The following is a 13,577-nucleotide window of genomic DNA, read 5'->3' on the forward strand; positions in this document are numbered from 1 at the left end:
CAGGCGTTTCGGTCCTCCCGCGAGCCAATCGCCGCCACGCCGCGGGAACAGGTCCCGCGACCCCGTGCCCGCCCGAACCAGGAAGTCGAAGATGTCCAAGCTTTCCTTTTTCGCGCGGCTGGCGGTCAGCATCGCCCTGCTCCACGCCACCCCGATCGCCGAGGCCCAGGGTCGCCCGGCCTGCGCCAAGCGCGATCTCGTCGTGCAGCGCCTGGAGGAACGGTTCGGCGAGACGCTGCGCAGCATGGGCCTGAACCAGAACGAGGGCCTCGTCGAGGTCTTCGCCTCGGAATCGACCGGCACCTGGACAATCCTGATGACCATGCCCGACGGCGTCAGCTGCCTGCTCGCCGCCGGTCGCATGTGGGAGGACGGCGCCTCCCCGGCCATGATCCCCGGCAAGGACATCTGATCCGCCGGCGCCACCGGTTCAGGTCAGTGCGTCATAGATGAGCTTGCCGCCCGCGACCGCGAGCAGCGCGTAGGTCAGCCGGAAGAACAGCTTCTCCTCGACGAGATCGTGCGCCCAGACGCCGATGAACACCCCCGCCACGGCGATCGGCCCGAGGATGAAATTGACCAGCGCCGATTCGGCCGTGAACATGCCGAGCGCCAGATAGAACGGCAGCTTGATCGCATTGATGAACCAGAAGACGATGACCGTCGTCGCCTGATAGGTCGTCTTGTCGAGCCCGGCTCCCAGCAGGTACATCGTCGCCGGCGGCCCGCCCGCGTGCGAGACAAAGCTGGTGAAACCGGTGATCGTTCCCCAGAACAGACCCGCCGGCGTACCGCGATCCCCGGGGGGCGGGCGGAGCCAGCGGCGCTGTCGGGCGATCTGGAACAGGACAAAGCCGAGCGCCATCGCCCCGACCATCAGCCGCACCCCGTCCGCGCTGATCGAACGGAACAGCCACCAGCCGAGCAGCGTGCCGGGAACCCCGCCGATCATCAGAAGCCGCGCGTGCGGCCAGTCCCACTTGCGCCAGTAGGACTTCAGACTCGTCACATCCATCAGCATGAGAAGCGGCAGCAGCAGGCCGACGGCCTGCGCCGGCGGCATGACGAGCGCGAGCAGCGGCGCGGAGACGAAGCCGGCGCCTGATCCGAACCCGCCCTTCGACACCGCGGAGATCAGCACCGCGACGACCGCCACGGCGTAGAACGTCGGACCATGCTCCAAGATCACCCCTTCGCGCAGCCGTCCGGATCGGACCGGCCGGCGTTTGCAGCTTGCCAAGTCGGACGCGAGCGGCTAGCCAAATCCCAAATTTCGCACCAGAAGGGGAGAGAGCGGCAAATGGCAAGACCGAAGATCGCGCTGATCGGAGCCGGACAGATCGGGGGTACGCTGGCGCATCTCGCCGCGCTCAAGGAACTGGGCGACGTCATTCTCTTCGACATCGCCGAGGGCACCCCGCAGGGCAAGGCCCTCGATATCGCCGAAAGCGCGCCCGTCGATGGCTTCGACGCCGACCTCAAGGGCGCCAACAGCTATGCCGAGATCGCCGGCGCCGATGTCTGCATCGTGACGGCCGGTGTCGCCCGCAAGCCGGGCATGAGCCGCGACGACCTGCTCGGTATCAATCTCAAGGTGATGAAATCGGTCGGCGAGGGCATCGCCGCCAACGCGCCCGACGCCTTCGTCATCTGTATCACCAACCCGCTCGACGCGATGGTCTGGGCCCTGCGCGAATTCTCGGGCCTGCCGCATGCCAAGGTCTGCGGCATGGCCGGCGTGCTCGACAGCGCGCGCTTCCGTCACTTCCTCGCCAGCGAATTCGCCGTCTCGGTCAAGGACGTGACCGCCTTCGTGCTCGGCGGCCATGGCGACACGATGGTGCCGCTGACCCGCTATTCCACCGTCGCCGGCATCCCGCTGCCCGATCTGGTGGAAATGGGCTGGACCACGCAGGAGAAGCTCGACTCGATCGTTCAGCGTACGCGCGACGGCGGCGCCGAGATCGTCGGCCTCCTGAAGACCGGCTCCGCCTTCTACGCCCCGGCCGCTTCCGCGATCGAGATGGCCGAGGCCTATCTGAAGGACCAGAAGCGGGTCCTGCCCTGCGCCGCGCATCTCGACGGCCAGTACGGGCTGAAGGACATGTATGTCGGCGTGCCGACCGTGATCGGCGCCGGTGGCATCGAGAAGGTGGTCGAGATCAAGCTCGACAAGGCCGAGAAGGCGATGTTCGACAAGTCCGTCGACGCCGTGAAGGGCCTCGTCACCGCCTGCAAGGGCATCGACCCGACCCTCGGCTGAGGCACCCGCGGTTGGCGACGATGTCGCCGCCGCGAAGGTCTCCTTTTGTTCCTCAACGCGGGCCAGGGATGATTCGGACCGATGACCGGCATGGTCTTTTCTGCCTGAATCACCGCCTGGGCCGCGTCGCGCTTGGCGATGAAGTTCGTGTGGATATGGCGTTTCGTCGGGAACAACCCCTTCGGAACGCTTGTGATCACGTGCGGGGCGAAGCGGTGCGCGGACTGATTCGTGGTCGGCGCGCCGCAATTTTCGCCTTATGTGATCACAGTCACATTTCGTGTGATCACAGACACCGGCTTTTTCTCCGCGCATCCCCGAATGCACGTCAATTCGTTTGCAACGATGAAAAACTAGTCATAGGAAAACCGGGCGCGCGGCAAGCCGAACGGCGAGCGAGCGCCGGATAGCGCCCCGCGGGGCCTAAGGATGGCGGCGGATGAACATTCACGAATATCAGGCCAAGCAGTTGCTCAAGGAGTATGGCGCCCCGGTCTCGGACGGGCGTGTCGTGCTGAAGGCCGACGAGGCCAAGACGGCGGCCGGCGAGATCGACGGCCCGATCTGGGTAGTCAAGGCCCAGATCCACGCGGGCGGCCGCGGCAAGGGCAAGTTCAAGGAAGCGAGCGCCGGCGACAAGGGTGGCGTTCGGGTCACCAAATCGGTTTCCGACGCCGCCGACGAAGCACAGAAGATGCTCGGTCGGACGCTCGTCACCCATCAGTCCGGCCCGGCCGGCAAGGTCGTGAACCGCGTCTATATCGAAGATGGCGCCGACATCGCACGTGAGCTCTATCTCGCGCTGCTCGTCGATCGCGGCACCAGCCGGATCGCCTTCGTGGTCTCGACCGAGGGCGGCATGGATATCGAGGAGGTGGCGGCCAAGACGCCGGAGAAGATCCTCTCCTTCTCGATCGACCCCGCCTCGGGCATCTCGGGCTTCCACGGGCGCCGCGTCGCCTTCGCGCTCGGGCTCGAGGGCAAGCAGGTGAAGCAGTGCGTCGATCTCGTGAACCGGCTGTTCAAGCTGTTCGTCGAGAAGGACGCGGAGATGGTCGAGATCAACCCGCTGATCGTCACCAAGGACGGCGATCTGAAGTGCCTCGACGCCAAGATGGGCTTCGATTCGAACGCCCTCTATCGCCACAAGGACATCCTCGCCCTCCGCGACGAGACCGAGGAGGATCCGAAGGAACTCGCCGCGTCGAAGTTCGACCTCAACTACATCGCGCTCGACGGCGAGATCGGCTGCATGGTCAACGGCGCCGGCCTCGCCATGGCGACGATGGACATCATCAAGCTCTACGGCTCGGAGCCCGCCAACTTCCTCGACGTCGGCGGCGGCGCGACCACGGAGAAGGTGACGGAGGCGTTCAAGATCATCACCGCCGATCCGAACGTGAAGGGCATCCTCGTCAATATCTTCGGCGGCATCATGCGCTGCGACATCATCGCCGAAGGCGTGATCGTCGCAGTGAAGGCGGTCGGGCTCAAGGTGCCACTCGTCGTGCGCCTCGAAGGCACCAACGTCGAGCTCGGCAAGAAGATCCTGAACGAGAGCGGTCTCGCGGTCATCGCGGCGGACAACCTCTCCGACGCTGCCGAGAAGATCGTCAAAGCTGTGAAGGGTTGACGGCGATGCGCGCCGCCGTCGGACTCGCCGTGGCGCTGGCGACTCCCGCCGCGCTGGCGGATGAGGCCGGGATGCGGGACGGCCTCACGGCCTGTTTCGCGGGACTTCCGCGCTTTGCCACGGTGCGGGACGCACTCGAGGCCAAGGGCTGGAGTGCGCGGCGAGGCGCTGATCCCGGCGAGTACGAGCTGCGGCGCCCGGGCGCCGAGGTCTTCGTCTCTCCGGGCAACGCCTACTCGTCGCCCGGCTGCACGGCGAAGTCCGCGGACGTCTCCGTGGCCCGCGCCGAGGCACTGCTGGAAAGCGAACTAGATCGCGGCTTCGCCGGCAAGTGGAAGACCGCGCCGGGCTATGGCGGATCGAAAAGCTGGGTGGTGGCCGGGACCGGCGCCTCCCTGGTGATGTATGTGCTGGGCGGCGGCGATTCGGGCGACGGGCCCGGCGCGGGCGTTTCGCTCAGCGTTCGGAGGGACAACTGACATGGCCGTTCTGGTCAACGAAAACACCAAGGTCATCTGCCAGGGCTTCACCGGCTCGCAGGGCACTTTCCATTCGGAACAGGCGATCGCCTACGGCACCAAGATGGTCGGCGGCGTGACGCCCGGCAAAGGCGGCGAGAGCCATATCGGGCTGCCCGTCTTCAACACGGTGGCGGAGGCCAAGGACCGGACCGGCGCCACCGCGACCGCGATCTATGTCCCGCCGCCCTTCGCGGCCGACGCGATCCTCGAGGCGATCGACGCCGAGCTCGAACTGATCGTCGCCATCACCGAGGGCATTCCGGTGCTCGACATGATGAAGGTCAAGCGCGCCCTGCTCGGATCGAAGTCGATCCTGGTCGGACCGAACTGCCCCGGCGTCATCACGCCCGACGCCTGCAAGATCGGCATCATGCCCGGCCATATCCACAAGCGCGGCTCGGTCGGGGTTGTGTCGCGGTCGGGCACGCTGACCTACGAGGCCGTGAAGCAGACCTCGGACGTCGGCCTCGGCCAGTCGACCTGCGTCGGCATCGGCGGCGACCCGATCAAGGGCACCGAGCATATCGACGTGCTGGAATGGTTCCTCGCGGACCCGGAGACCGAGTCGATCATCATGATCGGCGAGATCGGCGGCGCGGCCGAGGAAGAAGCGGCGCAGTTCCTCAAGGACGAGGCGAAGAAGGGCCGCTCCAAGCCGGTCGCCGGCTTCATCGCTGGCCGCACCGCGCCGAAGGGACGCCGGATGGGTCACGCGGGCGCGATCGTCGCCGGCGGCAAGGGCGGTGCCGAGGACAAGATCGAGGCGATGAGGTCCGCCGGGATCGTGGTCTCCGAAAGTCCGGCCGGCCTCGGTCAGGCTGTGCTGAAGGCCATCGGCCGCTAGACAAGGGTTTGGCCCGCGCGCCGACGCGCTCGCGGGCCTACCGGGGCGTGGATCCCGATCCGGGACCACATTTGGAGAGGAGCGGGCGCGCGCCCGTCGCAGCATGACCGAACAGTCCCAGAATACGGTCTTTCAGAATTCTTCGTTCCTGCAGGGCCAGAACGCGCATTATGTCGAGGCCCTCCACGCCCGGTATGCCGAGGATCCGAACTCCGTCGACGCCGCCTGGCAGGAGTTCTTCAAGGGCCTCGACGACCACGCCAACGACGTGGTGCGCATCGCCCAGGGCCCGAGCTGGGCCCGCGCCGACTGGCCGCCAGCCCCGAACGACGAGGTGACCTCGGCGCTCGACGGCCAGTGGGGGCCCGATCCCGCGCGCACGGTCGGCGACAAGGTCAAGGCGAAGGCGGCCGAGAAGGGCGTTCAGCTCAGCGAGACCCAGGTTCAGCAGGCGGTGCTCGACAGCCTGCGCGCGCTGATGATCATCCGCGCCTATCGTATCCGCGGCCATCTGATCGCCGATCTCGATCCGCTGCGCCTCGTCGCGCCCGAACCTCACCCGGAGCTTAAGCCCGAGACCTACGGTTTCGGCCCGGCCGACATGGACCGGCCGATCTTCCTCGACAATGTGCTCGGGCTGCGTATGGGGAGCATGCGCCAGATCATCGAGATCCTGAAGCGCACCTACTGCGGCACCTTCGCGCTGCAATACATGCACATCTCCGACCCGGCGCAATCCGCCTGGCTCAAGGAGCGGATCGAGGGCTATGGCAAGGAGATCAGCTTCACCCGTCAGGGCCGCCGCGCGATCCTGAACAAGCTCGTCGAGGCCGAGGGCTTCGAGAAGTTCCTGCAGGTGAAATACACCGGCACCAAGCGATTCGGCCTCGACGGCGGCGAGGCGCTGATTCCGGCGATGGAGCAGATCATCAAGCGCGGCGGCGCGCTCGGGGTCGAGGACATCGTCATCGGCATGCCACACCGCGGTCGCCTCAGCGTGCTCGCCAACGTGATGTCGAAGCCCTACCGGGCGATCTTCAACGAGTTCCAGGGCGGCAGCTACAAGCCCGAGGAAGTCGAGGGCTCCGGCGACGTGAAGTATCACCTCGGCGCATCGTCCGATCGCGAGTTCGACGGCAATCAGGTGCATCTCAGCCTGACCGCGAATCCGAGCCATCTCGAGGCGGTCGATCCGGTGGTGCTCGGCAAGGTGCGCGCCAAGCAGGCCCAGCTCAACGATGTCGAGCGGACCAAGGTGCTGCCCATCCTGCTGCATGGCGACGCGGCCTTCGCCGGGCAGGGCGTGGTGGCGGAATGTTTCGGTCTCTCGGGCCTCAAGGGGCACCGGACCGGCGGCACGATCCATTTCGTCGTGAACAACCAGATCGGCTTCACCACGGCGCCGCAATATTCGCGGTCCTCGCCCTATCCGACCGACATCGCGCTGATGGTCGAGGCGCCGATCTTCCATGTGAACGGTGACGATCCCGAAGCGGTGGTGCACGCCGCGAGGCTCGCGACCGAGTTCCGGCAGCGGTTCCACAAGGACGTGGTCATCGACATGTTCTGCTATCGCCGCTTCGGTCACAACGAAGGCGACGAGCCGATGTTCACCCAGCCCTTGATGTACAATGCCATCAAGAGCCACAAGACCACGCTCCAGCTCTATACCGAGCGGCAGGTGGCGGACGGCCTGATCCCCGAGGGCGAGATCGAGGACATGAAGACCGCCTTTCAGGCGCATCTCAATGCCGAGTTCGATGTGGGCAAGGACTATCGCCCGAACAAGGCCGACTGGCTCGATGGCCGCTGGTCAGGCCTCGGCAACCGCGACGGGCGCTACCAGCGCGGCAAGACGGCGGTCGAGCTTTCGCGCCTGCGCAAGGTCGGCGAGGCATTGACCCGCCTGCCTGCGAGCCTCAAGCCGCATCGCACCGTGCAGCGCATGCTCGATAGCAAACGGGCGATGATCGAGACCGGCGAGGGAATCGACTGGGCGACCGCCGAGGCGCTGGCCTTTGGCACACTGCTGCTCGAGGGCTATCCGGTCCGGCTCGCCGGTCAGGATTCGACGCGCGGCACCTTCAGCCAGCGGCATTCGGGGATCATCGATCAGGTGACCGAGGAGCGCTTCCTGCCGCTGAACCACATCGACAGCCAGCAGGCGACCTACGAAGTCGTCGATTCGATGCTCTCGGAATACGCCGTGCTCGGCTACGAATACGGCTACAGCCTCGCCGAGCCGAACGCGCTCGTGCTCTGGGAAGGCCAGTTCGGCGACTTCGTCAACGGCGCCCAGATCATGATCGACCAGTTCATCTCGTCCGGCGAGTCGAAATGGTTGCGCATGTCGGGTCTCGTCATGCTGCTGCCGCACGGTTACGAGGGCCAGGGGCCGGAGCATTCCTCGGCACGGCCGGAGCGGTTCCTGCAGATGTGCGCGGCCGACAACTGGATCGTGGCGAATTGCACGACGCCCGCGAACTACTTCCACATCCTGCGCCGCCAGTTGCACCGCAGCTTCCGCAAGCCGCTGATCCTGATGACGCCGAAGTCGCTGCTGCGCCACAAGGGCGCGGTCTCGAAGCTCGCCGAATTCGCCAAGGGATCGAGTTTCCACCGCGTGCTCTGGGACGACGCCCAACTCGGCTCCTCGCCGACGAAGCTCGTACCGGACGAGAAGATCAAGCGCGTGGTGCTCTGCTCGGGCAAGGTCTACTATGACCTGCTGGAGGCGCGCGACGCGCGCGGCATCGACAATGTCTACATCCTGCGCCTCGAACAGTTCTATCCGTTCCCGGCGCTCTCTCTCACCAAGGAACTCGGCCGCTTCAAGAACGCCCAGATTACCTGGTGCCAGGAAGAACCGAAGAACCAGGGCGGCTGGAACTTCGTTGAGCCTAACCTCGAATGGGTACTCGGACGGATCGGCGCCAAGCATGGACGGGCGACCTACGCCGGCCGTCCGGCGGCCGCGTCGCCAGCGACCGGGCTCGCCCGCCAGCATAAGCAGCAGCAGGAAGCGCTGATCGATGAGGCGCTGACCGTCGGGAAGGAACGCTAAAAAAAATGGCCGAAATCCGTGTGCCCACGCTGGGCGAAAGCGTGACCGAGGCGACCGTCGCGACCTGGTTCAAGAAACAGGGCGAGACGGTCGCGGTCGATGAGATGCTCTGCGAGCTCGAGACCGACAAGGTGACCGTGGAGGTGCCTGCGACCGTGGCCGGCGTTCTCTCAGAGATCGTCGCGCCGGAAGGCGCCACCGTCGCGGTCAATGCCCTGCTCGCGACCATCGGCGAGAAGGCCGACGGCAAGCCCGCGCCCAAGGCCAAAGCGGCCGCTGCGATCACCGTCGATGCGCCCGCGCCCGGCCTCGCCGCCTCCGAGACCGCGGAATCGGCGCCCGCCAACGCGCGTTCGGTCGATATCCTCGTTCCGGCGCTGGGTGAGAGCGTGACCGAGGCGACGGTCTCGACCTGGTTCAAGCAGGTCGGCGACAGCATCGCCCAGGACGAGATGCTGTGCGAGCTCGAAACCGACAAGGTCTCGGTCGAGGTGCCCTCGCCCGCCGCCGGCGTGCTGAGCGAGATCATCGCCAAGGCCGGCGAGACCGTGGCGGCCGGCGGCAAGCTCGGCGTGATCGCGGGCGGCGCCGGCGCCAGCGCGCCCAAGGCCGCCGCCGTTTCGGCAGCCGCGGCGGCGCCCGCTCCGGTGGCCAAGCGCGATGTCGAGGACGCGCCCTCGGCCAAGAAACTGATGGCCGACAAGGGGCTCAGCCCCGATCAGGTCACCGGCACCGGCCGCGACGGGCGGATCATGAAGGAGGACGCGCTCGCCGCGCAGGCGCCGCGTCCGGCCGCGCCCGCCCCCGTCGCCGAACCGCCGTCGATCCCGCGCTCGGCGGTGGCGGCCGAGGACGCGGCGCGCGAGGAACGGGTGAAGATGACCCGCCTGCGGCAGACCATCGCCCGCCGGCTGAAGGAAGCGCAGAACTCCGCCGCCATGCTGACCACCTACAACGAGGTGGACATGACGGCGACCATGGGGCTGCGCAGCGAATACAAGGACCTCTTCGAGAAGAAGCACAAGGTGAAGCTCGGCTTCATGTCCTTCTTCACCAAGGCCTGCTGCCACGCGCTGAAGGAGGTGCCCGAGGTCAACGCCGAGATCGACGGCACCGAGGTCGTCTACAAGAACTTCGTGCATATGGGCATCGCCGTCGGCACGCCGACCGGACTCGTCGTTCCGGTGGTGCGCGACGCCGACCAGATGTCCTTCGCCGATATCGAGAAGAAGATCGCCGAGCTCGGCCTCAGGGCCCGCGATGGCAAGCTCTCGATGGCCGAGATGCAGGGCGGCACCTTCACCATCTCGAACGGTGGCGTCTATGGCTCGCTGATGTCCTCGCCGATCCTCAACCCGCCGCAGTCGGGCATCCTCGGCATGCACAAGGTTCAGGACCGGCCGATGGCCATAAAGGGCCAGGTGGTGATCCGCCCGATGATGTATCTGGCGCTGAGCTACGACCACCGCATCGTCGATGGCAAGGGCGCGGTCACCTTCCTCGTCCGTGTCAAGGAGGCACTGGAAGACCCCCGCCGTCTGCTGATGGACCTCTGAAGGTCGGTCACAATGCAGGGATTCGCGATGCGGGGATTCGTGGTGCGCGAGGCCGACATGCCGATCGAGGCATGGAACGACCCCGTGCGCGGCGAGGTCCGCTTCCGAACCCTGCTCGGTGGCGTGGCGGGGCGAAGTCGTGGTCTCGTCCACGGCATCGCCTATCTCGCCCCCGGCAAGATCGAGGGCGCGCATCATCATCCGGCGACCGGCGAGACCATCCATGTCCTCGCCGGCTCCGGTGCCGCGCGCCTTGACGAGGCCACGTACCCGCTCGCGGCTGGCGACACCGTCTTCGTTCCCGCCGGCACCATCCATGAATGGAGCGCCGGCGCCGAAGGGATGAAGTTCCTGTACAGCTTCGCCGCGGACAGTTTCGACGCGGTCGATTACGTCTTCGAGGCGGGAGACCCGCCCGCGTGATGACCCCCGAGCTTACCGTCCTCGCGCTCGCGGCGCTGCTCCAGTTGGGCCAGATCTGTCTGGCCGCGGCGTCGATGAACCGCGACGCCGGGGCGAGCTACAACATTGGCCCACGCGACATCGAGGCGACGCTCTCGCCCCTGACCGGGCGCCTGCGGCGGGCCGTCGCGAACCATTTCGAGGCGCTCTGCTTCTTCACCATCGCCGTCGTCGTCGTCACCCTTTCGGGCTCGGTCAGCGCCCTGACGGCGGGCTGCGCCTGGGTCTATCTCGCGGCCCGCTTCCTCTATGTCCCCGCCTACGCCCTCGGCTGGACGCCCTGGCGGACGGGGATCTTCGGTATCGGCCTCACGGCCACGCTCGTCATGATCCTCACAGCGCTCTTCTGAGCCGGCGAGGGCGCCCAAGGGAGAAAAAAGAACATGGCTGACTATGATGTGATCGTCATCGGAGCGGGTCCCGGCGGCTATGTCTGCGCGATTCGCTGCGCGCAGCTCGGCCTCAAGACCGCTTGCGTCGAGGGGCGCGCCACGCTCGGCGGCACCTGCCTCAATGTCGGCTGCATCCCCTCAAAGGCGCTGCTGCATGCCACCGAGCTCCTGCACGAGAGCGAGGTGAACTTCGCCAAGATGGGTCTCGTCGGCGCCGCGCCGAAGGTCGATGTCGCGGCGATGCAGGCCTACAAGCAGTCGGTCGTCGACAACAATACCAAGGGCATCGAATTCCTGTTCAAGAAGAACAAGATCGACTGGCTGAAGGGCTGGGCGAGCATCCCCGCCCCCGGCAAGGTCAGCGTCGACGGAACCGAACATGGTGCCCGGAACATCGTGATCGCCAGCGGCTCGGAAGCGAGCAGCCTGCCCGGCGTCACGATCGACGAAAAGACCGTGGTCACCTCGACCGGCGCGCTGGAACTGACGTCGATTCCGAAGCGGCTGGTGGTGATCGGCGCCGGCGTGATCGGGCTCGAGATGGGCTCGGTCTATGCGCGGCTTGGCGCCGAGGTGACGGTGGTCGAGTTCCTGGAGGAAATCACCCCCGGCATGGACGTCGAGATCTGCAAGGCGCTGCGCAAGACGCTTGGCAAGCAGGGCTTCAACTTCGTGCTCGGCGCCGCCGTGCAGGGCGTGGCGGCGGGCAAGGGCGGGCCGGTGGTCACCTACAAGCTGCGCAAGGACGACAGCGTGCAGGAGATCGCGGCGGACGTGGTGCTGGTCGCCACCGGACGCCGGCCCTTCACCGACGGGCTCGGCCTCGAGGCGCTCGGCCTCGCGGTGACCGAGCGCGGGCAGATCAGGACCGACGCCCATTGGCGGACGAACGTGCCGGGCATCTATGCGATCGGCGACGCGATCGCCGGGCCGATGCTCGCCCACAAGGCCGAGGATGAAGGCGTCGCGGTGGCGGAGATGATCGCCGGCCAGCATGGCCATGTGAATTACGGCGTGATCCCCGGCGTGATCTACACGACCCCCGAGGTGGCGAGCGTTGGCCAGACCGAGGAGCAGCTGAAGGCCGCCGGCCACGACTACAAGGTCGGCAAGTTCCCGTTCATGGGCAATGCGCGGGCCAAGGCCTATTTCCTCGGCGACGGCTTCGTGAAGATCCTCGCCGACAAGGCGACGGACCGTGTCCTCGGCGCGCATATCATCGGCCCGGCCGCCGGCGACATGATCCACGAGATCTGCGTTGCAATGGAGTTCGGCGCCTCGGCCGAGGATGTGGCGCGCACCTGTCACGCGCATCCGACCTTCTCCGAAGCGGTCCGCGAAGCCGCCCTCGCCTGCGGCGGCGGCGCCATCCACGCCTGACTTCGGGGCGACGACCCACGGCGCGCGGCTGTTCCGGGCTGAAACCCGGGACAGCCGCGATCGTCCGGTCAAGATACCAGCATCCGCAGACCCTGGGTGACATCCATGCGGATCGCGAGGCGCAGGCCGGGTTCGTCGCCGGAGTGCAGGGCGGAGATGATCTTGCGGTGGTTCGCGCTCGCCTGCCGGCGCTGCAGCCTTTCGTAGAGGAGGCGCATGGTGGGGCCGGACTGCAGCCAGACCGTTTCGATCAGGCCGAGCATGGCCGGCGCCTGGGCGCGGAGATAGAGCGTGCGGTGAAACTCGAGGTTCGAGCGGACGTATCCCGAGGCGTCGCCCTTGACGATCATCTCGTCGATCACCGCGTTGATCGCTTGCATACGGTCGATCAGCGCGACATGGGCGCGGGGCAGCGCGCGCGAGGCAAGCTCCGGCTCAAGCAGGGCGCGCAGGCTCGCCAGCTCCTCGATCCGCTCGTTGGTCAGCTCCGGCGTCGAAACCCGGCCGGAGGCGGACAGTTTCAGCGCCCCCTCGGCCACCAGCCGTCGCACGGCCTCGCGCGCGGGAGTGGTCGAGACGTCGAATTCCGCTGCGATGCCGCGCAGGGTCATGCTGACCCCCGGCGCGACCAGCCCGTGCATCACCCGTGCGCGCAGGCTGCGATAGACACGCTCATGGGCGGGGAGACCTCCGTCGAGGGTCGATTGGCTGTGGCGCTCGCTCATCGCCGATGGTGTGATCACGAACTGGCGGCCGGCGTCAAGCCGGATCGCCTCGCGTGAAGTCATGGCGGTGCAGCGCGACGCCGTACCGTCTCAGCCAGTCGCGCGGACCGTCGCAGTCGGACTTCAGCTGGTGGACGACGGCCCAGAATCGGTCGGAATGGTTCATCTCTGCCAGATGCGCCACCTCGTGCGCCGCGACATAGTCGAGCACGGCGCAGGGTGCGAGAATCAACCGCCAGGAGAACATGAGGTCGCCCGCCGAGGTGCAGGAGCCCCAGCGTGACCGCGGATCGCGCAAGGAAATGCGCCCGGGCCGCCGACCGAGCACGGCCGCGTGCCGATGGCTGGCCTCGACCAGCGCCGCCCGCGCCGCCTCCCGAAGATAGACGGCGACCCGGGGACCGAAATCCGGCGCGGAGCCGGGCACGTGAAGCTCGTCGCCAACGCGGATCAGGCGCGTGCCCGACGAAGCGCGCAACGTCAGCGCGCCGTCGCCGAAAGGAAGCACCGTGCCATCCCGCACCGTCTCCGGCCTCGGGCGCCGCGCCAGCTGGTTGCGCAGCCAGCCCTCCTGGTCGGAGAGAAAGGCGCGGGCCGCCGCCAGCGGCACCCCGGAGGGGAGCGTCAGAGTCGTGCCACGCCCGACGCGCAGCACCATGCGCCGGGCCCGCGGATCGCGGCGCAGCCGCACCTCGATGGCGGGCTCGCCGATCCGGATGGCGCCGGCCATCGGCTTT

The 13,577-nt window shown here is 67.1% G+C and carries 13 protein-coding genes; 10 read left to right on the forward strand and 3 right to left on the reverse strand.

Annotation, left to right across the window (positions count from 1 at the left end; all coding sequences use genetic code 11):
* Positions 1-91 precede the first annotated feature (91 nt).
* On the forward strand, positions 92-412 hold the full coding sequence (locus Q0480_RS13385; protein ID WP_299133651.1) for a hypothetical protein: 321 nt from the start codon (positions 92-94) through the stop codon (positions 410-412).
* A gap of 18 nt (positions 413-430) precedes the next feature.
* Here the strand turns inward: Q0480_RS13385 and Q0480_RS13390 are convergent, their stop codons facing one another.
* Complete coding sequence (locus Q0480_RS13390) at positions 431-1,183, reverse strand: sulfite exporter TauE/SafE family protein (RefSeq protein WP_299133653.1); 753 nt, start codon at positions 1,181-1,183, stop codon at positions 431-433.
* Between the two features lie 117 nt (positions 1,184-1,300).
* Here Q0480_RS13390 and mdh point away from each other — a divergent pair, with 117 nt between their 5' ends.
* From mdh to lpdA, 9 genes are all read left to right on the forward strand, one after another.
* On the forward strand, positions 1,301-2,263 hold the full coding sequence (gene mdh, locus Q0480_RS13395; RefSeq protein WP_299133654.1) for a malate dehydrogenase: 963 nt from the start codon (positions 1,301-1,303) through the stop codon (positions 2,261-2,263).
* A gap of 439 nt (positions 2,264-2,702) precedes the next feature.
* Positions 2,703-3,896 (forward strand): ADP-forming succinate--CoA ligase subunit beta, encoded by a 1,194-nt coding sequence (sucC, locus tag Q0480_RS13400; RefSeq protein WP_299133655.1) that lies wholly within the window; start codon positions 2,703-2,705, stop codon positions 3,894-3,896.
* A gap of 5 nt (positions 3,897-3,901) precedes the next feature.
* On the forward strand, positions 3,902-4,375 hold the full coding sequence (locus Q0480_RS13405; protein ID WP_299133657.1) for a hypothetical protein: 474 nt from the start codon (positions 3,902-3,904) through the stop codon (positions 4,373-4,375).
* 1 nt (position 4,376) lies between these two features.
* A complete protein-coding gene (gene sucD, locus Q0480_RS13410) occupies positions 4,377-5,261 on the forward strand; it encodes a succinate--CoA ligase subunit alpha (protein WP_299133659.1) in 885 nt (294 codons plus the stop codon).
* A gap of 103 nt (positions 5,262-5,364) precedes the next feature.
* Positions 5,365-8,325 (forward strand): 2-oxoglutarate dehydrogenase E1 component, encoded by a 2,961-nt coding sequence (locus tag Q0480_RS13415; protein ID WP_299133660.1) that lies wholly within the window; start codon positions 5,365-5,367, stop codon positions 8,323-8,325.
* 5 nt (positions 8,326-8,330) lie between these two features.
* On the forward strand, positions 8,331-9,881 hold the full coding sequence (gene odhB / locus Q0480_RS13420; RefSeq protein ID WP_299133661.1) for a 2-oxoglutarate dehydrogenase complex dihydrolipoyllysine-residue succinyltransferase: 1,551 nt from the start codon (positions 8,331-8,333) through the stop codon (positions 9,879-9,881).
* Between the two features lie 12 nt (positions 9,882-9,893).
* Entirely contained in the window at positions 9,894-10,304 is a 411-nt protein-coding gene (locus tag Q0480_RS13425) for a cupin domain-containing protein (RefSeq protein WP_299133662.1), read from the forward strand.
* Complete coding sequence (locus Q0480_RS13430) at positions 10,304-10,693, forward strand: MAPEG family protein (RefSeq protein ID WP_299133663.1); 390 nt, start codon at positions 10,304-10,306, stop codon at positions 10,691-10,693. The genes Q0480_RS13425 and Q0480_RS13430 overlap by 1 nt, the downstream gene beginning before the upstream one ends.
* 33 nt (positions 10,694-10,726) lie before the next feature.
* Positions 10,727-12,115 carry a dihydrolipoyl dehydrogenase gene (gene lpdA / locus Q0480_RS13435; protein ID WP_299133665.1) on the forward strand — a complete coding sequence of 463 codons (1,389 nt, stop codon included), beginning with the start codon at positions 10,727-10,729 and terminating at the stop codon, positions 12,113-12,115.
* Between the two features lie 68 nt (positions 12,116-12,183).
* Here the strand turns inward: lpdA and Q0480_RS13440 are convergent, their stop codons facing one another.
* Positions 12,184-12,840 carry a GntR family transcriptional regulator gene (locus Q0480_RS13440; protein ID WP_299133714.1) on the reverse strand — a complete coding sequence of 219 codons (657 nt, stop codon included), beginning with the start codon at positions 12,838-12,840 and terminating at the stop codon, positions 12,184-12,186.
* A 34-nt stretch (positions 12,841-12,874) separates the two neighbouring features.
* Positions 12,875-13,570: a SprT family zinc-dependent metalloprotease gene (locus Q0480_RS13445; RefSeq protein WP_299133667.1), complete on the reverse strand. Its 696-nt coding sequence runs from the start codon at positions 13,568-13,570 to the stop codon at positions 12,875-12,877.
* Between the last annotated feature and the right edge of the window lie 7 nt (positions 13,571-13,577).

The sequence above is a fragment of the uncultured Amaricoccus sp. genome (assembly GCF_937891315.1).
Classification (GTDB): Bacteria; Pseudomonadota; Alphaproteobacteria; order Rhodobacterales; family Rhodobacteraceae; genus Amaricoccus.